The organism is Halobacillus litoralis, assembly GCF_004101865.1.
Classification (GTDB): Bacteria; Bacillota; Bacilli; order Bacillales; family Halobacillaceae; genus Halobacillus; species Halobacillus litoralis_A.
This window is the reverse complement of the sequence record NZ_CP026118.1, coordinates 1,888,481-1,913,923: the sequence shown is the minus strand read 5'-3', so window position 1 is coordinate 1,913,923 and position 25,443 is coordinate 1,888,481. Positions and strand designations below refer to the sequence as shown.

The 25,443-nt window shown below is 41.9% G+C and carries 29 protein-coding genes; 14 read left to right on the top strand and 15 right to left on the bottom strand.

Going from position 1 to position 25,443, the window contains the following annotated elements:
• Positions 1–151: 151 nt before the first annotated feature.
• Positions 152–598 carry a YueI family protein gene (locus tag HLI_RS09610; RefSeq protein WP_128524776.1) on the top strand — a complete coding sequence of 149 codons (447 nt, stop codon included), beginning with the start codon at positions 152–154 and terminating at the stop codon, positions 596–598.
• 95 nt (positions 599–693) lie between these two features.
• Here HLI_RS09610 and HLI_RS09605 read toward each other — a convergent pair whose 3' ends face one another.
• Entirely contained in the window at positions 694–894 is a 201-nt protein-coding gene (locus HLI_RS09605) for a hypothetical protein (protein WP_128524775.1), read from the bottom strand.
• A gap of 576 nt (positions 895–1,470) precedes the next feature.
• Between HLI_RS09605 and HLI_RS09600 the strand changes: the two genes are divergently transcribed.
• Positions 1,471–2,097 carry a lytic transglycosylase domain-containing protein gene (locus HLI_RS09600; protein WP_128524774.1) on the top strand — a complete coding sequence of 209 codons (627 nt, stop codon included), beginning with the start codon at positions 1,471–1,473 and terminating at the stop codon, positions 2,095–2,097.
• A gap of 215 nt (positions 2,098–2,312) precedes the next feature.
• Here HLI_RS09600 and HLI_RS09595 read toward each other — a convergent pair whose 3' ends face one another.
• Positions 2,313–2,864: an NADPH-dependent FMN reductase gene (locus HLI_RS09595; protein WP_128524773.1), complete on the bottom strand. Its 552-nt coding sequence runs from the start codon at positions 2,862–2,864 to the stop codon at positions 2,313–2,315.
• Between the two features lie 215 nt (positions 2,865–3,079).
• Here HLI_RS09595 and HLI_RS09590 point away from each other — a divergent pair, with 215 nt between their 5' ends.
• The 7 genes from HLI_RS09590 to HLI_RS21590 all read left to right on the top strand — a co-directional run bounded on the left by HLI_RS09590 (position 3,080) and on the right by HLI_RS21590 (position 7,220).
• Entirely contained in the window at positions 3,080–3,361 is a 282-nt protein-coding gene (locus HLI_RS09590; protein WP_128524772.1) for a YkvA family protein, read from the top strand.
• 77 nt (positions 3,362–3,438) lie between these two features.
• On the top strand, positions 3,439–3,855 hold the full coding sequence (locus HLI_RS09585; protein ID WP_128524771.1) for an organic hydroperoxide resistance protein: 417 nt from the start codon (positions 3,439–3,441) through the stop codon (positions 3,853–3,855).
• 221 nt (positions 3,856–4,076) lie between these two features.
• The gene (locus HLI_RS09580) at positions 4,077–4,361 is read left to right on the top strand and encodes an iron-sulfur cluster assembly accessory protein (protein ID WP_128524770.1); all 285 of its coding nucleotides are present in this window, start codon (positions 4,077–4,079) and stop codon (positions 4,359–4,361) included.
• A 68-nt stretch (positions 4,362–4,429) separates the two neighbouring features.
• Positions 4,430–5,041, top strand: coding sequence for a metal-dependent hydrolase (locus HLI_RS09575; RefSeq protein WP_128524769.1), 612 nt, complete (start codon positions 4,430–4,432; stop codon positions 5,039–5,041).
• A gap of 217 nt (positions 5,042–5,258) precedes the next feature.
• Positions 5,259–5,831, top strand: a complete 573-nt coding sequence (locus HLI_RS09570) for a class I SAM-dependent methyltransferase (protein ID WP_128524768.1) — start codon at positions 5,259–5,261, stop codon at positions 5,829–5,831.
• A 195-nt stretch (positions 5,832–6,026) separates the two neighbouring features.
• Positions 6,027–7,061 (top strand): AimR family lysis-lysogeny pheromone receptor, encoded by a 1,035-nt coding sequence (locus HLI_RS09565; RefSeq protein ID WP_128524767.1) that lies wholly within the window; start codon positions 6,027–6,029, stop codon positions 7,059–7,061.
• The gene (locus HLI_RS21590) at positions 7,062–7,220 is read left to right on the top strand and encodes a hypothetical protein (RefSeq protein ID WP_164908530.1); all 159 of its coding nucleotides are present in this window, start codon (positions 7,062–7,064) and stop codon (positions 7,218–7,220) included.
• 63 nt (positions 7,221–7,283) lie between these two features.
• On the opposite strand, the gene HLI_RS09560 is transcribed toward HLI_RS21590, so the two are convergent.
• Positions 7,284–8,795, bottom strand: coding sequence for a BCCT family transporter (locus tag HLI_RS09560; RefSeq protein ID WP_128524766.1), 1,512 nt, complete (start codon positions 8,793–8,795; stop codon positions 7,284–7,286).
• 329 nt (positions 8,796–9,124) lie between these two features.
• Between HLI_RS09560 and HLI_RS09555 the strand changes: the two genes are divergently transcribed.
• The 3 genes from HLI_RS09555 to HLI_RS09545 all read left to right on the top strand — a co-directional run bounded on the left by HLI_RS09555 (position 9,125) and on the right by HLI_RS09545 (position 11,470).
• Entirely contained in the window at positions 9,125–9,940 is an 816-nt protein-coding gene (locus HLI_RS09555) for a DUF368 domain-containing protein (protein WP_128524765.1), read from the top strand.
• Between the two features lie 73 nt (positions 9,941–10,013).
• Positions 10,014–10,331 (top strand): thioredoxin family protein, encoded by a 318-nt coding sequence (locus HLI_RS09550; protein ID WP_128524764.1) that lies wholly within the window; start codon positions 10,014–10,016, stop codon positions 10,329–10,331.
• Between the two features lie 53 nt (positions 10,332–10,384).
• The gene (locus HLI_RS09545) at positions 10,385–11,470 is read left to right on the top strand and encodes an FAD-dependent oxidoreductase (protein ID WP_128524763.1); all 1,086 of its coding nucleotides are present in this window, start codon (positions 10,385–10,387) and stop codon (positions 11,468–11,470) included.
• A 119-nt stretch (positions 11,471–11,589) separates the two neighbouring features.
• Here HLI_RS09545 and HLI_RS09540 read toward each other — a convergent pair whose 3' ends face one another.
• Genes HLI_RS09540 through HLI_RS09520 form a run of 5 tightly spaced genes read right to left on the bottom strand, consistent with a single transcriptional unit; the run spans position 11,590 to position 16,060 of the window.
• A complete protein-coding gene (locus tag HLI_RS09540) occupies positions 11,590–12,234 on the bottom strand; it encodes a TVP38/TMEM64 family protein (protein ID WP_128524762.1) in 645 nt (214 codons plus the stop codon).
• Positions 12,231–13,199, bottom strand: coding sequence for a heme ABC exporter ATP-binding protein CcmA (ccmA, locus tag HLI_RS09535; RefSeq protein ID WP_128524761.1), 969 nt, complete (start codon positions 13,197–13,199; stop codon positions 12,231–12,233). The genes HLI_RS09540 and ccmA overlap by 4 nt, the downstream gene beginning before the upstream one ends.
• Positions 13,196–13,996, bottom strand: coding sequence for an ABC transporter permease (locus HLI_RS09530; RefSeq protein WP_128524760.1), 801 nt, complete (start codon positions 13,994–13,996; stop codon positions 13,196–13,198). The genes ccmA and HLI_RS09530 overlap by 4 nt, the downstream gene beginning before the upstream one ends.
• Positions 13,996–14,853 (bottom strand): ABC transporter permease, encoded by an 858-nt coding sequence (locus HLI_RS09525; protein WP_128524759.1) that lies wholly within the window; start codon positions 14,851–14,853, stop codon positions 13,996–13,998. The genes HLI_RS09530 and HLI_RS09525 overlap by 1 nt, the downstream gene beginning before the upstream one ends.
• On the bottom strand, positions 14,834–16,060 hold the full coding sequence (locus tag HLI_RS09520) for an ABC transporter substrate-binding protein (RefSeq protein WP_241655971.1): 1,227 nt from the start codon (positions 16,058–16,060) through the stop codon (positions 14,834–14,836). Before HLI_RS09520 ends, HLI_RS09525 begins: the two co-directional genes overlap by 20 nt.
• Positions 16,061–16,225: 165 nt before the next feature.
• Between HLI_RS09520 and HLI_RS09515 the strand changes: the two genes are divergently transcribed.
• Positions 16,226–16,813 carry a class I SAM-dependent methyltransferase gene (locus HLI_RS09515; protein ID WP_128524757.1) on the top strand — a complete coding sequence of 196 codons (588 nt, stop codon included), beginning with the start codon at positions 16,226–16,228 and terminating at the stop codon, positions 16,811–16,813.
• A gap of 55 nt (positions 16,814–16,868) precedes the next feature.
• The gene (locus HLI_RS09510; RefSeq protein WP_128524756.1) at positions 16,869–17,123 is read left to right on the top strand and encodes a DUF2164 domain-containing protein; all 255 of its coding nucleotides are present in this window, start codon (positions 16,869–16,871) and stop codon (positions 17,121–17,123) included.
• 38 nt (positions 17,124–17,161) lie between these two features.
• On the opposite strand, the gene HLI_RS09505 is transcribed toward HLI_RS09510, so the two are convergent.
• The 7 genes from HLI_RS09505 to HLI_RS09475 all read right to left on the bottom strand — a co-directional run bounded on the left by HLI_RS09505 (position 17,162) and on the right by HLI_RS09475 (position 25,262).
• Positions 17,162–18,823, bottom strand: a complete 1,662-nt coding sequence (locus tag HLI_RS09505) for a methyl-accepting chemotaxis protein (protein WP_128524755.1) — start codon at positions 18,821–18,823, stop codon at positions 17,162–17,164.
• 14 nt (positions 18,824–18,837) lie between these two features.
• Positions 18,838–19,788 carry a BMP family lipoprotein gene (locus tag HLI_RS09500; protein ID WP_241655970.1) on the bottom strand — a complete coding sequence of 317 codons (951 nt, stop codon included), beginning with the start codon at positions 19,786–19,788 and terminating at the stop codon, positions 18,838–18,840.
• Between the two features lie 208 nt (positions 19,789–19,996).
• Positions 19,997–20,995: an LLM class flavin-dependent oxidoreductase gene (locus tag HLI_RS09495; RefSeq protein ID WP_128524754.1), complete on the bottom strand. Its 999-nt coding sequence runs from the start codon at positions 20,993–20,995 to the stop codon at positions 19,997–19,999.
• Positions 20,996–21,132: 137 nt separating this feature from the next.
• Positions 21,133–22,380 (bottom strand): efflux RND transporter periplasmic adaptor subunit, encoded by a 1,248-nt coding sequence (locus tag HLI_RS09490; RefSeq protein WP_128524753.1) that lies wholly within the window; start codon positions 22,378–22,380, stop codon positions 21,133–21,135.
• 22 nt (positions 22,381–22,402) lie between these two features.
• The gene (locus HLI_RS09485; protein WP_128524752.1) at positions 22,403–23,074 is read right to left on the bottom strand and encodes a hypothetical protein; all 672 of its coding nucleotides are present in this window, start codon (positions 23,072–23,074) and stop codon (positions 22,403–22,405) included.
• Positions 23,075–23,424: 350 nt separating this feature from the next.
• Positions 23,425–24,813: an MATE family efflux transporter gene (locus HLI_RS09480; protein WP_128524751.1), complete on the bottom strand. Its 1,389-nt coding sequence runs from the start codon at positions 24,811–24,813 to the stop codon at positions 23,425–23,427.
• Entirely contained in the window at positions 24,810–25,262 is a 453-nt protein-coding gene (locus tag HLI_RS09475; protein ID WP_128524750.1) for a MarR family winged helix-turn-helix transcriptional regulator, read from the bottom strand. Before HLI_RS09475 ends, HLI_RS09480 begins: the two co-directional genes overlap by 4 nt.
• Between the last annotated feature and the right edge of the window lie 181 nt (positions 25,263–25,443).

The window sequence follows — 25,443 nt, the reverse complement described above, 5'->3', positions numbered from 1 at the left end:
CGGACATTCCGCAGCTTTTTCTGTTTCATTACCTATGGTGATTCCGGGCGTCAGTGAAAAATTTAAATCTACTGCAGAAAGTTTTTCAAAGCATAATTGGATGTTTGATGTTAAAGTGCCAATAATAGAAACAGCAGAGTGAGGTGGTCTTATGAAAAAATCAGATATAGAGGACTATTTGCAAGAGGGGATCTATGGGAGCAAGGAAACAAAACCATCTGAGCGCAGGAGGTACCTCGGTACTCTGCGTGAACGAGTGGTGCTTTTATTGACAAAAGCTCAAGTGATGCAGGAAACAGGACTTGATGAATTAACCGATAGGATGAAAGAAAATAAAGATGGGAAGTTATTGCTTAACGGTGAAATCAGTTATCGCTTTCTATCCCCTTATAAAGACGCAGCAGAGCAAAATGATATCCACCATACCACGGTTTCCAATCAGGATATCGACACAGACGTTGGAGCCGTCTTAACTGTTGATTATGCGATAGAAAAAGAACATATATATGTGGAACCTAAAAAAGAACGTGAAGGGAAAAGTGACGAGGGGGAAGGTTTGAAAGGATTTTTAAAATCGCTTTTTAAACCTTCCAAATAATCTGATGGGGAATAAAAGGGTTTTGCTTTGTGATCGAATAGACCAATATACCTGTAAAACGAGAAAAGGCTGCGAATCCGCAGCCTTTTCTGATTTCATTGATACTGTTTCAAAAATCTGGCTAAACCGAGGATGATGAGGGCGAAAGAAAAAATAATCATTGCAATATACCCCGCGTAGAACAGAAACTGATCGAAGAAATTACCCGCTTCCTCACCGATGCTATATAGAGCGAAACCGGCTACAAGAACAGCTAAGTAAAGGAACACTCTGTTATCCGCTTTGAAGTCCACCATGCTTCCACCTCCCTTTACCTTCAATATATGATGGCAGTAATTTGAATATTTATCTTTTATAAAATTATTTTGACAGCTTGTCCTTATTCATGACGAATGAGTGGGAGAGGTGGAGAATGATATTTCTAATAAAAAAATACCCCTTTTGAATAATCAAAAGGGGTATGGTACATGTCTTTCATTGAGGGAGACATCCCATGAAATCTACAGGCTATTTTTCCTGGCGGGGAAAAATAGTAGGGTGATTCGACGTAAGAGACAAAAGAGAGTACCCATGTACGAAATGAGACCAGAATTCCTCTATCAAAAATGTGTTGAGATGTGGACAACCTGCACAAACCAACAACGAGTAATGTCGAGGAAGCTCTTTTGTTATCTATATTATACCACTTCCAAGTAGGTGCCTGCTTTGGGAAAAGTGAGGCATGAAAATGCAAATCATTGATAGTTTGAAGGTGACTTTTTCTCAAGTTTTGTATTGTTTTGGAAAACCCTCAAATATTTTGAAATACTGGATTGTCGGAATAGGTTGAATCATGTAAACTTTAAATAACTAATAATTGTGGAGTGGAGAAAATGGATATCAGTAAATTCCAGCTAATGATTCAAATGCAGGCAATGTCGATGTTAAGAAATGACAAAGGTGATTCCTTTTCAAGTGGTATGCAAAACATGACATTTCAGAGTATTTTAGATGCTGCGATGTCTCATCCGGTGAACATGAACAATGCACAGCCGGTATCTTTGGCTACTCCTGCTTTTAACCATAGCCAGACCCCATTACATACTTCTCCGACTCCAAAAGCCGAATTGCCAGAGGTGGATGGCGGAGATAGGCAGGTTGATGATTTGATTCAAAGAGCCTCCCAAACCTACGGTGTTGAAGAAAACCTTATACGTTCGGTGGTTAAAGCGGAATCGAACTTCGACTCTGATGTAGTTAGTCACGCAGGTGCACAAGGTCTGATGCAGCTCATGCCTGCAACAGCACAGGGGCTCGGAGTTTCAGATCCTTTCGATCCTGAACAAAACCTCATGGGTGGAACCAAATATCTAAAGCAGATGTTAGACCGCTATGACGGAAACTCTGAGTTGGCGCTTGCAGCTTACAATGCAGGACCTGGTAACGTTGATAAATATGGTGGCGTCCCTCCATTCAGAGAAACGCAAAATTATGTAACGAAAGTGCTTGGAAAAGCATGAGTAAAGAGCCTTGCTGAACCGAAAAGGTCAGTAAGGCTCTTCTTTTTTATAAAGCTCTTCTGGCTGGTGGTTGTGGCAGAGTGAGCTGGAAAGTATCGCCTTTATGTTTTGAGGGCAGATACAGATGAAGGATGGAAGGTAATTAAATAAGATTTTTTTTCTGAGAGAAGGAAGGCTTATTTTATTGAGTGATTCTCAAGCCGCTTCTCTGTACTCTACTTATCTGATTCGAGGTGACTGCTCATCTGCATGTATTGATTGAAGACGATGGTCATTTCTTTTAAGCGGTTGCGGACGTCTTCATCAATCAGTTCTCCCTGAGTCGAGAAATGGTTAGTATGAGTGTAAACATAGTTAGGAGTAACCATACAACGGAAGTAATTGAGAATTGGTTTGAGCTGATTCTCGATGACTAAATGATGTTGCAGGGTGCCTCCATTCGCGACGATAGATACGGGTTTGTACCTCATAGCTAAGGGTGACACAGCATCAAAAACATTTTTCAAAGTGCCGGGAATTGAACCTTGAAAAATCGGAGTTGCAATGACATACGCATCAGCGCGCTCGATTTCCCTGATCAGGGATTGCATATCCTCGTTATATTCTTCAGCGGGACGGCCATCGACGAACTGAAGATCATAATTTTCCAAGTCGATGATTTTTGTTTCATGTGTATCAGGCAAGAGCTGTATATATTGTTCGATTTCATTAAGGAGTGTACGGGTTTTTTTCCCGACGATCGTTCCGTTAAGTAATAGGATCTTCATGACAACTTTCTCCCCTTTGGTTTTCTTTGACCTACTTTATCGTATGCAAGTTTAGGTGAAGTGGGCTATGTATATGTAATCTTAGTATGTGTAAGATCCTCACAGTCATTTCGTTTATTTCAATGGTAAAGTATACGTCAAATATAAGCAATTGTGAGGTTTGCACTGTTTTGAGGCAGGACAGGGAAGGTATAATGAAGATTGGGAGTGATGACATGCTGAGATTGTGGCGAAGAATCAAGTTCGTATTCAATATAAGAAAATCCGTGCCATTCCTCGTTCGTTTTTTTCAATCAAAAGAAGTGAGTGCAAAGAAGAAATGGCTTTCCGTATTATTTCTGCTCGGTTACTTATTGTTTCCCTGGGATGTGATTCCTGACTTCCTGGTTGTCCTCGGCTTAGTCGATGATTTGGCTGTTTTCACATATATCATGCAATGGATGGTGAAGATGGCACCGGATTCTTTGAAAGAGGAATATCGGCTGTACGATGAATAGAAAGGTTTAATCTACGGCAAGATGAGGTATGTGTATGTTGTGGATGATTTTTTAAATAATAGTTAAGGAGTGATGATATGAGTAATGTAATGTTTACAGCACATGCAACCGCTAAAGGTGGACGTAAGGGGCACGTTAAATCTGACGATGGCTTGATTGATTTAAATCTCTCGATGCCAGGTGAAGGTGATGAAAAAGGCTCGAACCCTGAGCAGTTGTTTGCAGCTGGATATTCCGCTTGTTATGATGGCGCATTGAATTTAGTCGCAAGCAAGCAGAAAAAAGATATTGAATCTGAAATCACTGCTGACGTAAGTTTATTGAAAGATGAATCTGATGACGGGTTCAAAGTCGGTGTTGTCCTTAACGTAGAAGTGAAAGGTGTTTCTCAAGAAGAAGCAGAAGAACTTGCAAATGAAGCCCATAAGGTTTGTCCATATTCTAAAGCCACAAGTGGCAATATTAATGTGGAAATTAACGCTAAAGCGGTATAAAATGCCAGTAAATCCCCGGGGAGCTTTTCCCCGGGGATTTTTTGTGTTGGAGCAAGTTGCTCTGAGCAGAATAGTTGGTAGGGCGACTCATACATTCCATTTTTCTATAAGGCGGAGGGTTCTCAACAATTCTGTGTAATACTTTCAGTTGAATTTTAAAGGATTTCATTTCCTGTCCCTATCAAAAATATGGTATTTTATAATCGGAGAGGTGAAGATTCATGAAAATAACCGATCAAGCACGTGATTTGGTGAATCAAATACTGGAAGATGAAGGGTCGGGTTGTTTGCGTTTGTTTTTTGCTGGTTTCGGGTGTGGGGAACCGGATATCGGGATGACGATAAGTGACCCTGAGGCGGACGATCAGCTGCATCGCATCAATTCAATTCCAGTGGCGATAGATAAGCGAATTGCACATTTGACAGAAGAATTGACTATAGAAGGAAAGCAAACAATGGAAGGACCCAAATTTCAAATACTCGGCCTTCCTGAAAGAGATTGTTGATGTAATTGCCCACTTTCAGGTGGGTTTATTTTTTGACTGCTGGAGAGAAAAGAGAGGTATAGCACACGATGATGGCACCAGGACACCAGGTTGTCGGCTTCACATTCGGGGTTGGGGCATTGGCATTGATCCCCCAGTTCGAAGTGATGACGGAACGACCCTATCAAACTATTTTATTTTTCGTATTCGTCTTATTCGGCTCATTGTTACCGGATATCGATACCCCTGCGTCTAAACTTGGTCATAAGTTTTGGCGGGGACTGATGACTATTTTTACAATCGCTTTTTTATGTTACTTATTTGCACCTCACTATTTAAATACATATCGAGATGAACTGAAAGTATTTGTTATGCTTTTATTACCGGTTTTAATTATGATCCGTGGGCATCGGAAAATGACGCATTCCCTTTTGTTCGTGAGCTTACTCGTCGGTTACTGCCTCATTCTCGAACAGACACTGCAAATTCCCTGGTTTTATTTGGGAGGTATGGTGGTAGGGGTCGTTTCCCACTTGTTTGGGGATTTCATCACCAAACAAGGGATTCCTCTGGTTTATCCTTTATCAAGAAAGTACATCCAGTTTTTCTTCACTTTTCGAACAGGGTCTAATACCGAAAGAATGCTCGTATATAGCCTTGTTCTATGGAACGTTTGGTTTTTGACATCAACGGTATTTTAAATGAATGTTCCTTCTGGAGCTGTGTGTGAAAACATGCGAATTTGGTTGCAAGTTCACTTGCAGGCTTAATGACAAGCGGTTGGTCTTGCCGCTGTCTTTCCGTTTATTTCACGTGTCATAGCATGGTCAAAATGAAAGAAACTTTTCAAATGGAAGGTTAAGTCTGCGATTCAACATTACTTTGAGTGATGAATAAAGTAAATAAAGGAGGGATAGATTGCAGTACCGAGAGTCTGGGATGCCGGATATGGAATTATGGGAAACTTTCTTTGACCCTGTCTCTTTTCTTAAAACATTAGAGTTGAATCCTCATACAAACAATTACCTTGATGTAGGAAGTGGCTTCGGAACTTTCTTAATTCCTGCTTCAAAAATCATTTCTGGTTCGGCCATAGGTATAGATGTTAATCAAGAGTACCTCGATATTTGCAGCAAACGAATAGGGGAAGAAAACCTTCAAAACATCTATTTAATTCATGGGGATTCATCTAATGAAAAAACTCTCGAGACGGTAACCCAATATGTTTCAGAAGTGGATTACATTAGCTTGTTCAACATGTTACACTGCGAAGAACCTCTGGAACTTTTGAACAGGACGGCGCAATTACTAAACCCTAAAGGTAAACTTGGCGTCATTCATTGGAAATCGAACAAGACACCACGGGGACCTACTATGGCTATTCGACCTTCTCCGCGTAAAGTTAGAGATTGGGGAGAACAAGCAGGATTGACTTTTTTAAAAACATCCGACCTTTCCCCTTATCATTTCGGGGTATTATTTGAAAAATAAAGCACGCTCTCTTTTGAAAAGGGAGCGTGCTTATTTAAGTTCCTGATGAAGGATATTATTTTGAAAAGGAATCTGCCATTTGGTAAATTATCTTCAAATCACCTTTATAATCACTTATAACTGAACATCTTACTAGACAGATAGAGTTTATTTACATAAAATATAAGTAAGCATCGGAGAGGAGTCTCTGGACCTATGAGAGAACACCAACTAATTGAACCAAGTCTATTGATAAAACTGCAAATGAAACATAGTTCCTCTTTATATTATGTCTATATCAGTAATCTGAAAAGGTATTCCAGAATTGAAGCCATTCAGCACACAAAACAATATGCGCTGGACCACTTCCCTACAGAAAAAAATGAACAACTTGCCCACCTTGAATTCCTCTATATGAACGATTATTTCGAGGAAATTGCTACCCTGTTGAACACTGCGGTTTCAGATGAAAACACTGGAGTGGTTTATCAATTTCTCCTGCATCGCTTGAAAAAGAAAGCGACCAGAGAACGACTGGATGATCTCCTGTCCCTCCAGTTTACTCAACCATCCTTACATTGCCTCCATCTTTTTGCCCTCGTATACTCTTATTACGATTTGAAGATCTATACAGTTTTAGATAAGTATTTGGATAAATGTGATAAAGCACTTCAGTTAGTGGACGAGCCGCTAATGTATTATTATTTGAACCAGCGTTATCAAGAACTGCTTTTTCAGCATTATTGGAAAACCGATAATTCTATTTTAGCCAGTCGTTATGCATATAAAATGATCAACACAGAAGTTTCTCCGCGTAAGAAGAGCAGAATGTACCATAACCTGGCATTAAATAATCTTTTTAATGGATACGAGTCCTCTATAGAGCCTTTGCATAAAGCACTTAAAATAGCGGAAACCCATCATCTCGATACGGCAGCCAAGTCAATCAAGCAACACTCTATCCCTTTCATTTCAGCTTTTCACCTTCGTACAGGTGGAATTTACACACCAGACCCTGTAGAAACTGCCCACATCGCATTGGCAGAAGGGGATTATAAAACCACCTGCAATATATTACGGTCAATGTCATCCTTAACACCTTTTCAGGAAACCTATTTAGGTTTTGCTGAAAAGGACGTGCACCTATTAAACCATTCGTATAAACGTTTTATCCATGAACAAGGAGATCACTTTTTTGCCCGTTTACCATTGGAATACTTGGCACGCTTGAACTATGGGAGGGGTGTTTAAATGAGGAAGCCATGGACGGTACTATGTTTTACCTTTTTGCTGTCTGCAGCTTGCCTATGGGGGATTATGGATGGCCTGGCTGAAGATCCTGGTGATCCAGGCATAGGTTCAGTACAAGTATTAGGAAATGAAGATCCCGGGGATCCAGGGGTGGGATAATAAGAAAGGCACCCTCCCGGTATGGAGAGGGTGCCTTTCCTGGTTTTCAGATTGACCGGGGTTTTAATCATTCTCTCTTTTCTTCGGTCTTTGTGGTAAAGGCTCTTCACGTATCATCTTAGTGAAGGCGTAGACGAATAATATGATGATTACTGTAAAGGGCAGTGCTGAAACGAGTGAAGCGGTTTGTAGAGCGTCTAATCCACCAGCAACAAGCAGAACCCCTGCAATAGCAGCCATGAGCAAGCCCCAGATGATCTTTATGCCCAGGGAAGGGGTCAAGCTGCCATTTGTGGTCATACTTGCCAGAATGTAGGTGGCGGAGTCAGCAGACGTAATCAGGAATGTCGCAATTAAAAAAATAGATAATATAGACAGAATTCCAGTCAATGGAAGAAACTCAAAGGTTTCAAATAACGCAACTGTAACGTCATTATTTACAGCCTCGGCTATGGATGTCCCGTTATTTAAATCACTGTTCAGAGCTGTACCACCGAAAGTCGCAATCCATAAACATGCGATTAAAGGGGGGACTACTAATACACCAAAGATAAACTCGCGAATTGTCCGGCCTCTTGATACACGGGCTACGAAAGCACCAACAAAAGGTGACCAGGCAATAACCCATGCCCAATAGAATATCGTCCATTCGCGTAACCATGATCCCCCTTCATAAGGAGTGAGACGTAAGCTGTATCCGACGAAGTTAGAAATATAATCCCCAATTCCAAGGGTGAAGCTATTCAATATAAATACCGTCGGACCGGCAAAAAAGACAAACAATAGCAAGATTAAGCAAAGGGCAAGGTTCAAGTTACTCAACCATTTGATTCCCTTATTCAATCCTGTACTTGAAGAAGTTAAGTATAAAGCGAGAAGTACTGCCGTTATAACCAATTGCATGGCAGTATTATTAGGGACACCGAATACAGCATTCAGCCCACCATTCATTTGTAAAATACCGAGACCTAAAGAGGTAGCAATCCCCATTACTGTCGCAATAACAGCTAATGAATCGATCGTATGTTTGACGGGTTTCGATTTTCCGAGTACAGGCTCAAGTGCAGTGGAAACCAGTCCGTCTTTGCCTTTTCTAAATTGAAGAAATGCGATCAAGAGGCCGACGATAGCAAATACTGACCATTGGTTCACACCCCAGTGAAAGAAAGAATACCCCATGGCAACGCGAGCAGCATCCTCTGTTTGAGCTTCCAACTCAGAAAAGGGAGTTTCAAAGAAGTGACTCATGGGCTCTGCTACGCCCCAAAAGACAAGTCCTACACCAAACCCGGCAGAAAACAGCATCCCAATCCAAGTGAAAAATGGAAACTCTGGCTTTGAATCGGGAGGCCCGATTTTTATTTTGCCATATTTACTCAGACCGAGTGCTACTAAGAAAATCACAAAGCCGAAAACTGAAAGTAAATAAAACCAACCGAAGTTCACGGTAGTGAATTTAAACAAGGCGCCGGCCACTGTGCCGAAACCTTCAGGATTTACAGCACCAATTATGACCAGGAGTGTAATGATGGATGAAGAAATAAGTAAAACAGGGTTTTTTAGTTGATCTCTCATCAGTGTCTCCTTTCTAGAACCACTTGGATATTTAATTTTTGAAATTAAGTATTGATTTAGTTATTCCCTACATTAACCTATAAAAAACATGTCAAAAAGGGGAGGTTTAACACAATCTTGAGTTTTAGGTTCTTTCGAATAAAATAAACAAAAATGAAATTGCTTAGGGTTTTGAATTCTGGTCAAAGGTTTGTTTAAGTTTGGCGACTCTGTCCAGGTGTGTTTATACTTTTGATACATCCTTTGTATTTTTTTTCAAGAGAATGTATCATAAAAGCTTGAAGAAGTTTGATAGAATAGATCATGTACTATGTAAAGGGGCAAAAGAGATGTGGGAATGGAAAAATATCTACCGCGGAATACTGATGGGGGCGAGTGACGTAGTCCCAGGTGTCAGTGGTGGAACAATTGCGGTCGTCTTAGGCATTTATGATCGGCTGATTGAAGCAATCAATGGACTCTTCAGTAAAGAGTGGAAGAAGCATTTGAAGTTTTTAGTGCCACTTGGAATTGGGGTCGTCACCTCGATTGCTCTCTTGGCAAAATTAATTGAATGGTTATTCGAACATTACCCCGGGCCGACTCAATTTTTCTTTCTTGGGTTGATTATCGGGGTCCTGCCATACTTAGTGCACAAAGCGGATATGAAGCATCAATTCAAGGGTAAACATTATATGCTTGTTTTGATTGGAGCAGTCATTGTAGCATCAATGGTCTTTTTTCAGACAAGTGAATCAGAACCGATGCAAAATATCACCTTTTCCACTTATATTTTACTGTTCTTCTCCGGATGGATCGCCAGTAGTGCAATGATTCTTCCTGGCATAAGTGGTTCATTCATCCTGCTGATCATCGGTGTCTATTCGACGGTAGTGAGTGGGATCTCTGATTTTCAGTTGGATATTATCGCTGTGGTAGGTTTAGGGATAGTATGCGGAATTGTTGTGATGAGTAAAATCGTTAAATTCTTTTTGGAGAATTATACTTCCGGCACGTTCGCGATCATAATCGGACTTGTGATCGGTTCAGTCTTTGTGATTTTTCCTGGAGTACCAGAGAATCTAACGATGTGGATCGTAAGTATCATCACGTTTGTTGGTGGTCTGCTGGCTGCTTGGTTATTAGGAAGAGTAGAGTATAAATAGAGCGGATGGAAAGACAAAAGACCAGATATTCATTATGATAAATATAGAAATGTAATAAAGGAGAATGAATGAAATGGAATCTATTCATACCATTGAGAAATTCAACGAAACAATAGCAAGTGAACGTCCTGTCATTATTAAATTCGAAGCTGATTGGTGTCCGGATTGCAAGCGCATGGATATGTTTATCGGAGATATTCTTGAGGAATATAAGGGATATGATTGGTTCAATATAAACAGGGATGAGCTTCCTGAAATCGCAGAAAAGTATGAAGTTATGGGTATACCGAGCTTATTGATTTTCAATAATGGAAATAAAAAAGCTCATTTGCATAGTGCGAATGCAAAAACTCCTGAAGAAGTTGAAGAGTTTTTGCAAGCGAGTCTTTAGGAACTCCGTCCACATGGTCCTCATGTGGACGTTTTCTTTAAGGAGGTGCTAGAATGTCAAAACGTTTATTGTTGGTAGGAGCAGGTCATTCTCATTTAGAGGTGTTGCGTCAGTTGAAGGCGACTCCCATTAGAAATGTTGATGTCTGTATGATCTCCCCTTCAAAATATCAATATTATTCAGGAATGTTTTCAGGATTCACGGAGGGCATCTATTCAGAAGAAGAGACGCGTATAGACATAACAAAACTGACGAAGGATGCAGGTGTCCAGCTCATCCAGAAGAAAGCCCATACTCTCAAGGCTCTTCAACGTAAGGTCGTATGTGGGGATGGCAGCGTTTATCCTTTCGACGTGATCAGTTTCGACATAGGTTCGGAAAGTTTACCCCTTTCCTTTGAAGATACCATCGCAAGAACCATTAAACCGAATCATCGCTTCATTGATCAGATGAAAGAGTTGCGGGAAACTTCTCAACCATTGATTGTAGGAGGCGGGGCAGCGGGTACAGAAATGGCCTTGTCGATGCAGGCCTATAAACAGCAGAATCGAATACCTGGTCAAGTCAGGTTGATTACAGCTGACCGTATTTTGTCTGAATCTCCAAAATGGATCTCATCAAAACTTGAAAAGCTGTTGCTTAATAAAGGGGTTCATGTTTGGAAGGATGAGAGAGTAGAAGATATCTACGAACAATATGTACGGACTGATCAAGGTAATAAAGTCCGTCACACGGGCGTCCTCTGGTTAGGTGGTGCGCGGGGCGATGCAATTTTTGAACGCTCCTCAATCGACACAGATCAAAAGGGATTTGCACTTGTGCGACCGACACTGCAATTCAAGGATTATGATTATATCTTCGGTGCAGGCGATTGTGTAACTTTAATAGATTTTCCGAGCCTTCCGAAGAGTGGGGTATATGCAGTGCGACAAGGGCCGGTGCTCTGGGAAAATTTGAATAAATATCTGACAGGTGGTCAGCCGATGGATACCTATGTTCCCCAAAAAAGTGCACTCTATATTTTATCTACAGGTGGCAAGAAAGGCTTTCTGATTTATGGGCCACTCAGTTCTCATACACATAGAGCATGGAAAATGAAAAACAAAATCGATCGTGAATTCATGGCTGAATATCAATGAAAAAGTCTTTGAACCGTCCTTTATGGACATTCAAAGACTTTTTTTATGGGAGACAAGGTTAAAGGCCCTGTTTAGCATCGGACTCGTTATAATTTTCAGGTTGGTGTATGGTCTTGATATTAAATCTTCAGCCATGTCCTCACTTTGTTTCTGAATAGAAAGGTGGTTACAAGTAAAAGTGCAAAAATGCTGAGAGCAATAAAAATCAATGTCCGATCTCCACTCGCTAAACTTGTCCCAACAAGACTGTAAGCGAAGGTGCCAGGGAGCATCCCGATTACGGTTGCAAAAACGAAAGAAGAAATCTTCACTCGTGTCATGCCGGCTGAATAGCTTAAAATATCAAATCCAACGAGCGGAATCAAGCGCAGGATGAATACATAGAGGAAGCCTTGTTCTCTCATGCGGTAGTAAATGGATTCAGACCATTCAGCTTGTTGGAACTTCAATACAGAATCCCCGAAGAATCTCCCCATCAGATACCCGGTCACACCTGCACCGGTGGCACCGATCACGATATAGAGCATTCCTGGCCAAAGTCCGTATGCAAAGGCGGCCCCCAGTGATAGAACGGAAGTAGGGAAGGCTATGATAGGTCCAATCACATATAATCCCATAAAAATGAGCGGGCCAGCCACTCCGAAAGATAAAATATAGGTACGTATGTTAGCAGGGCTTACGTCAAATTGACTTCTTGCAAACCAAGCCATTGCGAAGAAGACAAGTAAGAAAAGAAACGCCTGAACGATGCTTTTTGCTTTCATGAGTGTTTTCCTTGAAACGTACGTACGCTTGATTCAGGAATTGTAAGAGTTACCTCAGACGGAAGGGGGGATTTTTCAGACACAGGGATAGAGATTTTTTGATTCAACTCTTTTATATGAATATGGGCAATGGCTCTTCCGTGTTGATAAGTAATATGTTCAATTTTTCCATCATAAGAAATTGTGTCGTTGACGGAATCAGTAGGGTTCAAGGATATTTCCATCAAAGGGACGAATCGGCTCTCATTCAAAATGAGGTGACCGCCTATAAAAGATGCGACCTTCCTATTGGCAGGAGACTCGTGTATTGCTCTTGCTTTCCCTATTTGTTGGAAGTCCCCTTCTTGAAACAGGGCGATTTGATCCCCCATAATCATCGCTTCTTCAAGGTCATGGGTGACGAAAATAGCTGTCGTTCCTTGTTTGACCAAAAAATCCCTGACCCAATATCTGAGTTCCTGACGTAAGTTAGGATCCAGACTGCTGAAAGGTTCATCAAACAAAATGATTTCAGGTTCTGTGGCCATTGCTCGAGCTAAAGCTGTGCGTTGTTGTTGGCCTCCTGAGATTTGTGATGGAAAGTGATTCCGATAGCGATCCATCCCAATGGCTGCGATCTGCTTGTCTGTTTTTTCCTTTTTATATTTCTTTGAGACTTTGGCCCCGTAGACAATATTTTCTTCCACCGTCATATGCGGGAAAAGTAATGGCTGTTGAAAAACAAGACTGATGTCGCGACGGTTGGCCTTTTGATTGGTGATTTCACGACCGTTCATAGAAATGGTTCCCGCTGTCGGTTTTTCAAGACCGGCAAGGATTCTCAATAAAGTGGTCTTTCCACTTCCAGATGGTCCTACGATGCTAAGGATCTCCCCTTGCGCCAATTGAAAGGAAAGACCATTTAGTACCGTATCCTCGTTAAATTGTTTGACTACATGTTTGACTTCTAAAGTCGTGTGCTTCATCTATGATTCCTCCAGGGTATGCGTGAATAAGGGAGCAGCAGGATCAGTGCTTCTATGACAAAATACATGGCAATGGGGATGATCGCAAACCATACAGCAAATGCTGACATCAATGATGGGTTGGCATTTTCCATGAACGGAAAGAAGACCATAGGAAGAGTGACAATACGGCCTCCTCCGATAATTGCTGTGATTGCGTATTGACTGAGACTGATGACAATAGTCAGGAAAGTAACACTTCTGATCGCAGGTTTCATCAGTGGCATCTCTACGGTGAATAGCTGTATAAGAAAGCTTGCACCGAGAATTGTCGATTGTGTCAGCATGTTTGTTCCTAGTTGACGATAATTGTTATAGAAAATTTTAATGCTGTAAGGAATGGTCGGGACCAAATGGATCACGATGATTCCAGCCATCGTATCTGCTAAACCAAAACGGATCATAAATAAATGTACGCCCATTGCTATTGCCAGTACAGGAATCAATATAGGTGATAACAATAATGCCTCAACAAATGATTTCCCTTTGAATGATAGTGACGCTAAAGCTTTACCTGTAAATAAACCTATAGCAAGATTAATGACCAAAACACTAAATCCGATGAGTATGGACCAGAGAGTAGCCTCCCATAACATAGGATCACTCAAAAGCTGTTGGTAGCTTTTCAATTGAAGTTCGATTCCAATTCCTGCCTGCCATCGCCAGGGTGCACTGAAGCTTTGCAAAAACAGAAGCAATAGTGGCGCGATGAAAAGGAGGGTCGCCAAAAGTAAGAAGGTCGTCTTTTTCCAGTTCATCATCGCCCTCCTCTCATCGCTTTCCACCTATTTTTATTCAAATACAGGTAACCAATACCGGCTGAAATCAATAACATTATACTGACACTGACCATAGCAGCGAAAGCCAGTGGCCGATCGTCCCACGAACTTCCATAAAACCATTCATATCCAAGTACAGAGATCATTTCTGGAAATGTCGTACCGAGCAGAGCTGGTACTTCATAAGCGGATAACGTAAATGAAAAAACAATGAGAAACGTCTCAATTAGAACAGGGAGCAGGTGGGGAAGCTCTACTGCTGAAAACCTTCTCCATCCATTACCGCCCAATGTATCGACAAGGTCATAATAATCAGGGTCGATGGAAGCGTAAATCGGAAACAACATTAAAATGACCAAAGGGATCTCCTTCCAGACATAAGTAATGATGATTCCGATTCCATTCGGATCTCTTGTCAGTATCGGGAAAGCTTCGGTGTCAGGCAATACCCCTGTTAAAACTGAAATTTGCGCTGCCAAACCAGTTTCCGAAAGTAACAGAATGACCATGTATCCCCAGACAAAGTGGGGGAATAACATAGGCAGCCATACAAGCAGCCGGGGGGCGTTTTTTTCCAAATACCCGTGAAAGTGGCGGGTGATGGACAAACCTATGATTAAGGATATGACCGTTGCTATTAATGCTGTTCGAATGCTGAACCACAAGGAGGTTATGAACCGATCTGACTGTAATAGCTGTGCATAGTAATCGAATGTCCAATCTTCTCCAGTCTGAAGACTATGAAAAATAGCATTCATGAAACCATAAAGCGGTAGTGTCAAAAATAGCACTGCAGGAATGAATAAGTAGTAGTTCTTATTTTTGAACGACTTCATTAAACCATTGTTCTTTCATCCATTCGACGTAAGACGCTTCTGACTCAGGAAGAAAACTTTCTTCCAGTTTTTTAGTGGGAAGCACACTTTCTCCACGTTCGACCGCATGGAATTCCTTCTGTATCTCTTCAGGTATTTTATCCATACTGATAGGCGTGTTTTCTCCCCAGTAGTCAGGCTTGTATTTCGCTAATTGCGCTTCAGGAGAAAGCATGAAATTAATAGCTGTCAGAGCTCCAGGCTGATTAGAGCTATTAAAAGGGATGGATAGGAAGTGTGTATTGCCTATGGAGCCTGGTTCCATTACAAAAGAACGAGTCGTTCTTGGAAAAACACCTTCCTCTATTAATGCTTCTGCCCGTGATTCATTATATCCCATCGTCATCCATACTTCCCCCTGACTATAGAGGCGGTCGAGTTCAGTCAAATTGTCCGGATAGTGGTCGCCTGACCGCCATAAGTCTGGTTCGATATCGTTCAAATATTCCCATGTCCGATCAGCTGTATTTGATATTTTTTCTTCTTGCAATGGTCGATTGAAGATGTCTGAAGGCTGCTCTGCTTGTGCGTATAGGACATGTCTTAAGAAGGCATTGCCTGAAAAATCCTTTGCTCTCGGATAAGTGAACTTACCAGGATTTTCATGAATCCATGATTTTAATTCAGCGAATGAACGTGGAGGCTTTTCTATTTTGGCTGTATCACAATGGAAAACGAATTGCACCTTTCCCCAGGGCGCTTCCATACCTTCAACAGGGGTACCGAAATCCGTTAGAAAGGCCGGGTCTTCTGTCTGGTAATATTCATTGTAATTCGGAAGAACGCCGGTAAATGAACCTAACAGTAGCTCGTTCTCTTTCGCATTTTTGAAGTTCTCGCCATTGATCCATATGATATCAATCGTCCCATCCTGTTTTCCTGCCTGTTTTTCTGTTTGAAGCTTTTGCAGAATTTCCGGTGTGTCCATGGGGATACGCTCTAAAGTAATATCGTAGGATTTTTTCAACCTTGGAACGATCCATTCATCGATGTATTGATTGATGCCCTCATCCCCTCCCCACATGAACATCCGGACCGTCGTATCTTCAGCGTTACTTTCGATTTCTTTCCAGTTCTTATTTGTCCAATCAGTTTTATTCGCTGTTGGTTCTCCACAAGCCGACAAAAGCAGCAGAGTGAAAAACACCATCATACTCAATATTCTCATAATGAACCCCCGTATCATCACCATTTTTAAAATAAGAAAAATGTGTCTCTTGCATCTATCATACAAACAAAAGAAGTGGTTGGAAACTAATCATGCTCAGAGCCAGAGCATGAATGTGCTCGGATTCGGGTAAAAGAAGGAAAGGAAAGAGGAAGGAGTGAGAATGTGTTATATGAGCAATTTGCAAGGCCGTCCGGAATGGCAGGGAAATTAGCTGGGTTGTTTATGAATAAAGAAAATGAACGGTTGAATGAATGGACCTTATCATTTTTAAATATTGAACGTGGCGACAGAGTCTTAGAAATAGGATTCGGTCCGGGAAAAGCTCTTCAAAAGGTGGTTGAAACTGAAAATGTCTTCCTCTATGGGACGGACCCTTCTGAGGTAATGGTGGAAACGGTTTTGAGGAAGCTGCATGCAAAAGGAAAAGCCAAACAAGTGGGGATCATTAATGGAACGGCACGTGATCTTGAAGCTTTCTCACAACCTCTCGACAAGGTGTATTCTGTTAACAACCTGAACTTATGGGAAGCCCCATTAGAAACTCTTGGGCATTTGCATTCGTTGTTAAGGGAAGGGGGGAAAATCGCCTTAACTCTTTGTCCTCATGAAAATGGAGCGAATGATGATACGACTGTCGTCATAGGAGGACAATTGCGGGCATTGTTAGTCGAAGCGGGCTTCCACGAAGTACAAGTGCATATCAAGCCGACAAAACCCAACGATTCAGTTTGTGCTGTAGGGCTGGCTTAACTCGATTTATAACAGTTCAAGCTGTGGTAGTATGAAAAAAGAGGGGGGGAAGAGAATGAAATCACTGAAAAAAGAAGAAAGAGAATATGTGAAAGAACGAATCAAAGAACATTTCGAACTCGATAGAGGGGAAGAAATCGGTGATTTGGCAGCTGATCAAATGGTACAGGTGATAGCTGAAGAGATGGGTCCGTTTTTCTATAATAAAGGGATAGAGGATGCAAGACAGATGGTAGAGCAAAAAGTCATCAATATAGATGAAGATTTACGGTCATTGGAACGTCCGGCAGGCAGACCGAAACGTTCTTAAAAAAATGCCGCTCCGATGAAGTCGAAGCGGCACTGCGTTTAAGTTTGTTCCCAGTTGAAGTGCTGTAATTGCTTATTCAAATCAGCAACCAGTCGTTCAAGTTTATCGGTTTCTTCCATCATTTGCTGGAAGGCCGTTTGTTGTTCCACAGTAGAAGCTGAAATTTCCTCTGTACCTGCAGCCGTCTCTTCGACGATGCTGCTGACATTCTCAACGGAAGTATTTACTTTCGCACTTCGTTGTTTGGATTGTTCGAGCCCTTGAACAAGGTCTTCTAAGTGATGATCGATAGAAGAAACCTGGGCACTGATTTTCTCGAAGGCTTGTTTGGACTGGTCAACGGATTGGTTTTGACGATCGGAAAGTTCAACAGTATCTTTCATTTCACGATCGATAACTTTGACACCGTCCCGTATCTGCGTCACCATTTCGGAAATGTTACCAGTCGCAGCCGTCGATTGGTCAGCCAACTTACGTACCTCTTCAGCAACAACCGCAAAGCCTTTCCCGTGCTCGCCTGCTCTTGCTGCTTCAATGGCTGCGTTCAAGGCTAGTAAGTTCGTCTGTTCAGCGATATCATTGACAAGGTTGACCGTAGATTCAATTTGATCCGTGTATTGGATGAAATGTTTCACTGAATTTTCTACGCGTGAGATGGAGGTTGAACTTTGGTCCATCAGGGAGCGCTGCTCCGTAATACTTGATTGTCCATCATTGACATAGGCAAGCGCTTCTTGGCTGGACTTTCTTGCTTGCTGCCCCTTGTCTGTATTCGTTTCAAAACCACGATGAAGTTCATCCATTAATACGGCCATATCTTGAACATCATGGGAGATCGACTGACTTCCTTGTGCCAGTTCATCTGTCGAGTTCGTCACTTGGCTGGAGATTTCAGATAACCCTGTCATTTCCGTATTCAGGCGTGAACTGAAATCTTCGACATTTTTCCCGATATGATGGACGGACTGGACAGTTTCTTTCAAGTTATCCACCATGACTTGGAATGAACGTTTCAATTGTCCAATCTCGTCTTTTTCGCGATCATCCACTTCGATGGTCGTCGTGAGATTTCCTTTTGCAACCTCGGAAGCTTTTTCAGCTAAATTTTTTAATGGTTTGGCGATGTGTTTCGTCAATCGTGTAGTAGAAAGAATCGACAACACAACGAGTACAGCTGCCGCTATCACTGTGAACAGAATTAGGTTTTGTATCGTTTTCTGCTGATCGTTCATTCGATTGTCATACCAACTCTGAGCCTCTTGTTGCAGCATATAGATGTCATTGATCATACCTGCTGTCCTAGAAGCCTGCCTCTGGACTTCGTTAACATCACTGTTTGCCAAAGCTTCTGATGCTACTTCCTGCCAGTCTGTAAACTTTGCTTCTGCTTGATTGTACCACCGCTCCTGCTCATCAGTGACGATGAGAGGTTCCATGTCTGAAAAAATGGTATTCGTCTGTTCAATTTGAGTCATCGCTTCTGTTCTGGATGCTTCAGAAGGGTTATACCCGTAAGTCGTCAATGTTTGTTCGACCGTGACGAGTTGGCCGTGCAATTCTTTACCTTCTAAGAGAATCTGTACATCCTGGTTGGATGAGCGTTGCAAATCAATCATTTGAAAAACGATGAACCCGATGAGTGCAAGGCACAATAGTAAAGGAATCAGTGTCATCGTATATAATCGCCGTCCTATGGTCATACCACTACCCCCTTTTATTCTCCTGTTGCTTTATCCAACAAACTTTGTTCGTCATTGTTCAATTCAATGAGTCGGATAGGTGCAAGACCGACCCCTTTTTCTTCAATCCCCAAGGTCCTTGCTCCACCTTCTAGTCCGTTTCCATCTTTCAGCTGTTGCATGACGCCGTAGAGCGCGACATTCACATTCTTTAACATGGAGGTTACGACTGCTTCTTCTGCAACGAAATATTGATCGCTGTCCACTCCGAAAGCATAAATGCCCTGCTTTTGAGCTTCTTTCAACGCACCGATGCCTGTAAATCCAGCAGCGGGGAAGACATAATCCGCTCCTTCTTCAACCATGTCTTGTGTAATGGATTGACCTTTTTGATCGTCATCGAAAGTTCCCGCATATTCCGTCAATACGGTAGCCTCTGGGTTTGCTTCTTTCACACCAGCCTTGAATCCTTTCTCAAAGCGTTCAATGACCGGAATGTTTTCACCGCCAATGAATCCGACAGTATTGGTTTCTGTTTTCATACCTGCAATAAGCCCGATCAAGTGACTGCCTTCATCTTCCTTAAATGTAATCGATGTTACATTCTCCAATTCTGAAACAGCATCGATCAATACGAAGGCTTGGTCTGGGTATTCTTCGGCTAGAGTATCTATAGCTGGTTGAGCATTATAGCCAAGTCCGATGATGACATCATGTCCTTGTTTAATCAGGTCTTCCGTGTGCTTTTCATAATCCTGATCAAATGGCTCTCGATAGTCGAAAGTGATTCCCAACTCGTCTCGTGCTTGTTCGAGCCCCTGGAAGGCAGAGTCACTGAAAGAATCATCACCAAGACCACTTTCGGTAACAATCAGTCCCGCGCTGATTTCATTGGCTGTATTTGCTCCTGTTGTATCATTTGCACATCCAATCAATATACCGACCATTGAAAGAAACACAATGCATATGCTATATGTACGTTTCACTTTTATCACTCCTTTTGTATGATGTCTGACAACTATTGGTATCGGTTGTTTTTGTGACAATATGAATAGGAAATAAGTCTTAATATTGTGGTGAGAAAGTATCCTTTATAAAAGCGAACGGTCATTGAAGAAAATGGACAGGGCTATTTGAAGTGTGTAGACATAAGAAAACTACTATGATACGCATCATAGTAGTTTTAGTGGAATTCTACGCGTTATGGAGTTGAAAAACATTGGCGAGGAGTTCGTATGATTTCAATCGATCATCAAAAGGAGTGACTATCGTATTGACAATGACCTCATCTACGCCATAGCTATTGGCTAATTGTTCAATTTCTTCTTTTACTTTTTCAGGTGAACCGACAATCATGCGTTTTCGGTTGTCCTGAATTCTTTCCTCTTCAAATAAAGAGCAGGAATGAGAAAGGGCTTCTTCTGGTGTGGGAAAGTGTGTCCGTTTCCCTCCCTGTTCAATTTGGAGCAAGGCTAAGTCCAGGCTTGAAGCAAGATATTCTGCGTGTTCATCTGTCTCCGCACAAACGACGAAAACTGAGACATTCGCAATCGGAACATTCTGCTGCATGGAAGGGGTGAAGTAATCCTGGTACCGGTCCATAGCTCTTATCCCTCCACGTCCATTGATGAAGTGGGCGAAAGAATAGGATGCTCCTAAATCAGCGGCTAATCTAGCGCTTGTACCACTTGAACCAAGCATCCAAATAGGTGGGGCCGTTTCTCCGGATGGTGTCGCATATATATCCATACCCTGAGGATCCTGACCATGCAAATAAGCCATCAGTTCTTCTACTTGCGCCGGGTAACCTTCTACATTCGGAAGCTTGCCTCGGTTCAAAGCCAGGTTGACGTTCGGCATGCCCCCGGGAGCCCGTCCGACACCTAAATCTATCCTGCCAGGATGAAGTGTTTCAAGTAATCGGAAAGATTCAGCTACCTTATAAGAACTATAATGGGGGAGGAGTACGCCTCCCGTACCAATTCTTATTTGATTCGTATGTGCGGCCAAGTGGGCAGCTAAAATTTCTGGAGCGGATCCTGCCAAGGTCTCTGTACTGTGATGTTCAGAAATCCAAAAGCGGTGATACCCGAGCCGATCTGTCCATTTAGCTAATTCGGTCGTTTGTTGGAGTGCATCGTGTGGGTTCATCCCTGAAAGTATGGGGGACTGATCCAATACACTGAGTTTCATTTTTGTTCCCCCTTCTAGTAAAAAGATGTTCTCTTACTTATATCGTCCCATGTGATAAATAGAGTTGCAAAACATACGTATGCTGCCCAATAAAAAAACAGGCCCTAAGGTAAAGAGCCTGTTTCATAGTCACAGAATCATCGGGACATTATACCGAGCAAACCATAAGTAATCATGGATTTCTGCTCTATTTTAAACAGGTCTTGAACGGGCATCTCATCGATTTTCAGTGGAGTGAAGAATGTAGCGTCGTCTCTGAATTCATCTTTCGGATAGATGGCTAACCACTCTCCTTCTTCTAAACCAGATACAATTTCAACAAGTCCATTTTCCTCCAGACCGGACTCGATTTCACGGCGTTCCAACTGTCCTTCAGCATTCATAACCCATGCGTATAGGTTTTCGTCTGTTTCAAGAGCTGTTTCCAAGGAAGTGACAACCCCAAGAGCTTCATCAGTGATAAGTTTCACATCTGCGTGATATCCAGGAAGCAACTCTTCATTTGCGTCGTCCAATGATATGGAGTAAGGATATCGGCTTGAGCGATGAACTTTCATATCCTCAGGGAATTCGTCAACAGATTCAAGGGTGCCTGTTGCTTCTACATCAAGGTCAGGCACAGAAATTTCAGCTGACATGCCTTCTTCAACATCTTTGCGTTCACCTTCACGCAGTTCGCCTTCAAGTACAAGATTCCTGGATTCCAATGTGAGTAATGGAGCTTCCAACTCTTCAGAAATATGGGTGACTGTCCCTGAAAAAGTGCTGGTGACAGTTATTTGATCGCCATTATCCTGGAGTTGGTCAAGCTGGTCTTCAACCATTTCCAACATCGCTTCCTGCTTAGCGAGCTCTTTTTCTTTTTCAGCAATTTTTTCTTCTTTCAGAAACTCTGTTTCCACATAAGAAGGAGGAGGTGTCTCCTCAGAATCATCACTGCCGAAAGGACTGTCATTTTCAGATTGAGGGGGATCAGGAATGGTATAATCCTCTACTTCATCTATGTAGTCCTCAATCGCTCCGATTTCCTCTTCCAACCGGCTGATTTCTCCTTGAAGATTTGCTTCCTGCTGGTAATAATTTTCGACTTCGTACGTGTATAAGTCATCACCCTCACTGACTGAATCCCCTTCCTTGACGAGAAATTCTCCGAAAGAGCCTGTCTCCTCATTGAAATACACAGGACTGGATTCTTCAGAAGTGAAGACACCTCTTGTTTGAAGTTTTTCGAATAAATCATAGGTGATGGTCCTTGACCATTCGTTGATGTAGGATTTGCGGTCAACCTTTTCCTTATCATCAAAAAAGATGAGTAAAGCGTTTGTCGTGATAAATGCGACAATCAATAAACCTATGATTCTTCCTTTGTAATTTTTTTTAGCCATGATTTTTCCACCTGCTGCTTTCTTACCTGATTAGATAAAGTAGGAACAAATCGTAATAGGAAAGGGCGGCGGTCCCTGCCCATAATAGCAGGTGCCAGAAAATGACACCTGTCCAAATCCACCCTTTTTTCGTTGATGATAACCAAGAAAGGCACTTAACTTGATACCAAATGATGAATAATTGAAAAATGGAAATGGCACCGCAGAAATAAATGACCCATTCAATCGAAGTGAAAGAAGATGCAATCACACCGAATGAGAAAGGGGAGACATACCAGTCGATGCCTGCGTACACCATCAATGGTATCCAAGTCACCCGTTCGATCAACATGATGAGCAGAATGTTCATCTGAAGGACGAACAATTTTTTATAGGAGACATTGTTGAATAACCAGAAAAAGAAAGATGAGATGAAAAGGATGAAAAGAAACAAGAGGATGGCAAAACCTGCCCGGCCCATCAAAAACCATGCTTTCCTCAGTTCGTATTCTACCCTGTTCATGTCTGACATGTTCGCTGAAATGGCATCTGTCCCTAAGCCGAGCCACGCGGTCCAAACATATGTAAGAATCGTCAGACCTAGTAACAAGAATAATAGGTTCCAAACATTCTTGATCCGCTCTGCCTCATTCAGTTTGAATAAATGATCATCACGGCGTGTGAACAATTTAATTAAATTGATAGAGTATGTCATGTGTTCCATCCTTTTGCGAAGAAAAATAAAACTCTCTGTCTTATTCTAACGGAAATTGTCAGTTGTTGCTATAAATAGATTGTAATCTTTGGGAAAAGATGGTGGAATCAAGAGGAGGTTGTCATAGAAAATAGGACTGACTTTCAAACGTGAGGTTAGGTTGGCTTTTCTATCATTAAGAAAGGATTTCCTGTGTACCTGGCCTCTATGGGATCTGCTTGATCGTTATAAAAACATAAAAAAAACCTCAGAGTTTGATATACTCTGAGGCTATTGCCTTAAATCGTGTCTGCGGCAAGCATCCACCGACCAGCGATCGTGAGAAGCAACAACAAACTTTAACAGCTCCTCTAGATTGAAAAGGGTTTTTCAGTGGCTTCATATGGAGGAGCGTCTTTTTTCGATTTGAAAAAAAGTCTCCGATCTTTGTATAAGAAAATCATCGATAAGGCAAAAGCTAATAAATCAGAAAGAGGGAAGGCTAACCAAACCCCTGTGACACCGAAGAAGTTCGGCAAGATCAAGACAAGCGGGATGAGGAATAAGACCTGCCGTGCCATCGATAAGATGAGTGCCGGCTTCGCCATTCCTAATGCTTGGTATAGACCGCCACTGACGACCTGAGCCCCGATTAACATCGCAAGGGCGAACATAATCCGGATTGCATAGGCTCCTGTTTCAATCGTTTCTGCATCTCCAGTGAAAATATTCATCAGTCCTTCAGGGAATACCATCATAACTACGAAGATGCCGGTAGAAATCACGGTGACGACTTTCATGCCGAGCAGTACCGTTTCTTTTAAGCGGCTATCATTGTTGGCTCCGTAGTTATACCCGATGATCGGCTGCATCCCTTGTAAAACACCAATCATAGGCATGATTGTAAACATCGCGAGTTTCTGTACGATTCCGAAGACCCCGACCTCAAATTCCCCACCGAACTTGATGAGCATCAAATTGATGGCGATCATCATGCCGCTTCCCGATACTTGGCGGATGAAAGCAGGCATTCCGATGGTCAGGATTTCTCTGATCACGTTCCACTGTGGCTTCAGGTATGCTGCTTTGATGGTCAGAGAAGACCTTCCTTTAAGGAAGTAATTCAATACTACGAGGGTGACTGTTGCCTGGGAAAGGACAGTCGCAACGGAAGCCCCCTGGACGCCCATATTTAATCCGAAAATGAAAATCGGATCCAATATGATATTCAATACTGCGGGGATGATCATAGTCATCATTGCAAACTTCGAATTTCCTTCAGAGCGAATGATACTATTGGTCGTGAATGCGAAGGAGAAGAAGATGGACCCGAGCATGATCGGGAAAAGGTAATCTGTTGCATAAGGCAGAATGTTTTCAGTCGCGCCGAACAGTTTCAATAAAGGCTCCAGGAACGTAAATGCACCAATTAAGCCGAAACTGCTGACGGCAACAATCATAAATAGGATATTTCCGAACACTTGGTCGGCTTCTTCTGGCTTATTTTCTCCTAGTCTTCTTGATATTACAGAAGCACCGCCGATGCCGACAGCTGCTGAAATCGCCATAATAATCATCATGACTGGAAATCCGATACTTACGCCTGATACCCCTAAGATCCCGACCCCTCGCGCGATAAATAATGTATCAATGACGTTATAGAGTGCCATCACGAACATGCCTATCATGGCGGGAATCGATAAATTAGCAAGCAGTTTCGGAATCGGTTGAGTACCTAAACGCTGACTCTGTTCTTTCATTTATTTTCTCTCCCTGATGTTATAGGCTTTAAATTCTGTTGCATTTTTTTCAGCCAGGAAACCATCACCTGTTGTTCTTCAGGTGACAAACCTGCCGTCGCTTCTTTTTCAATATCTTGAATGATGCTCAAGATCGTATCGTGTAATTCCAAGCCATTGTCCGTGAGTGTTATGATCTTGGTTCGTTTATCTTTGCTGCTGGACCTCTTGGTAATACGCTCATGTTTAGCCAGAGATTCAATCAGACCGTTCATTGATGACGCTTTAATATGAAGGTGATTTTGTAGTTCTGTCTGACTTTGGTCACCTCTGGATGCCAAAAAATAAATGACCTTGGCTTGCGAATGTGTTAATCCATATTCTCCTAATCGTTTGTTATATACATTTTGTAAAAAGTGCGAAACCATATGGATGTTGTATCCCAAAGTATGGTCTATTTGTTCTTTCATAATTACTTAGCCTCCTAAACAAAGCTAAGTATAAAGGAGAATGATAGGGAAGTAAACCTAATTGTTTGTTCTGTGACAGCCTTGTGAACAAATGAAGAAGAGCAGGGAATGTCATTTATTTTTATGCTGAAGACTCATTTTTTATTGTAAAATGAAGGAAAAGGATAAGGAGAGGGTCCAG

Bases quoted from the DNA above. Each gene is read 5' to 3' on its own strand.
- ccmA (WP_128524761.1), bottom strand. From the start codon at position 13,199: ATGAAGCACACGACTTTAGAAGTCAAACATGTAGTCAAACAATTTAAC.
- HLI_RS09485 (WP_128524752.1), bottom strand. From the start codon at position 23,074: ATGACATACTCTATCAATTTAATTAAATTGTTCACACGCCGTGATGAT.
- HLI_RS09565 (WP_128524767.1), top strand. From the start codon at position 6,027: ATGAGAGAACACCAACTAATTGAACCAAGTCTATTGATAAAACTGCAA.
- HLI_RS09525 (WP_128524759.1), bottom strand. From the start codon at position 14,853: ATGAAGTCGTTCAAAAATAAGAACTACTACTTATTCATTCCTGCAGTG.
- HLI_RS09605 (WP_128524775.1), bottom strand. From the start codon at position 894: ATGGTGGACTTCAAAGCGGATAACAGAGTGTTCCTTTACTTAGCTGTT.
- HLI_RS09510 (WP_128524756.1), top strand. From the start codon at position 16,869: ATGAAATCACTGAAAAAAGAAGAAAGAGAATATGTGAAAGAACGAATC.
- HLI_RS09600 (WP_128524774.1), top strand. From the start codon at position 1,471: ATGGATATCAGTAAATTCCAGCTAATGATTCAAATGCAGGCAATGTCG.
- HLI_RS09530 (WP_128524760.1), bottom strand. From the start codon at position 13,996: ATGAACTGGAAAAAGACGACCTTCTTACTTTTGGCGACCCTCCTTTTC.
- HLI_RS09585 (WP_128524771.1), top strand. From the start codon at position 3,439: ATGAGTAATGTAATGTTTACAGCACATGCAACCGCTAAAGGTGGACGT.
- HLI_RS09505 (WP_128524755.1), bottom strand. From the start codon at position 18,823: ATGACCATAGGACGGCGATTATATACGATGACACTGATTCCTTTACTA.
- HLI_RS09575 (WP_128524769.1), top strand. From the start codon at position 4,430: ATGATGGCACCAGGACACCAGGTTGTCGGCTTCACATTCGGGGTTGGG.
- HLI_RS09560 (WP_128524766.1), bottom strand. From the start codon at position 8,795: ATGAGAGATCAACTAAAAAACCCTGTTTTACTTATTTCTTCATCCATC.
- HLI_RS09595 (WP_128524773.1), bottom strand. From the start codon at position 2,864: ATGAAGATCCTATTACTTAACGGAACGATCGTCGGGAAAAAAACCCGT.
- HLI_RS09610 (WP_128524776.1), top strand. From the start codon at position 152: ATGAAAAAATCAGATATAGAGGACTATTTGCAAGAGGGGATCTATGGG.
- HLI_RS09520 (WP_241655971.1), bottom strand. From the start codon at position 16,060: ATGAGAATATTGAGTATGATGGTGTTTTTCACTCTGCTGCTTTTGTCG.
- HLI_RS09480 (WP_128524751.1), bottom strand. From the start codon at position 24,813: ATGAAAGAACAGAGTCAGCGTTTAGGTACTCAACCGATTCCGAAACTG.
- HLI_RS09590 (WP_128524772.1), top strand. From the start codon at position 3,080: ATGCTGAGATTGTGGCGAAGAATCAAGTTCGTATTCAATATAAGAAAA.
- HLI_RS09545 (WP_128524763.1), top strand. From the start codon at position 10,385: ATGTCAAAACGTTTATTGTTGGTAGGAGCAGGTCATTCTCATTTAGAG.
- HLI_RS09490 (WP_128524753.1), bottom strand. From the start codon at position 22,380: ATGGCTAAAAAAAATTACAAAGGAAGAATCATAGGTTTATTGATTGTC.
- HLI_RS09475 (WP_128524750.1), bottom strand. From the start codon at position 25,262: ATGAAAGAACAAATAGACCATACTTTGGGATACAACATCCATATGGTT.
- HLI_RS09550 (WP_128524764.1), top strand. From the start codon at position 10,014: ATGGAATCTATTCATACCATTGAGAAATTCAACGAAACAATAGCAAGT.
- HLI_RS09540 (WP_128524762.1), bottom strand. From the start codon at position 12,234: ATGAAAGCAAAAAGCATCGTTCAGGCGTTTCTTTTCTTACTTGTCTTC.
- HLI_RS21590 (WP_164908530.1), top strand. From the start codon at position 7,062: ATGAGGAAGCCATGGACGGTACTATGTTTTACCTTTTTGCTGTCTGCA.
- HLI_RS09495 (WP_128524754.1), bottom strand. From the start codon at position 20,995: ATGAAACTCAGTGTATTGGATCAGTCCCCCATACTTTCAGGGATGAAC.
- HLI_RS09555 (WP_128524765.1), top strand. From the start codon at position 9,125: ATGTGGGAATGGAAAAATATCTACCGCGGAATACTGATGGGGGCGAGT.
- HLI_RS09580 (WP_128524770.1), top strand. From the start codon at position 4,077: ATGAAAATAACCGATCAAGCACGTGATTTGGTGAATCAAATACTGGAA.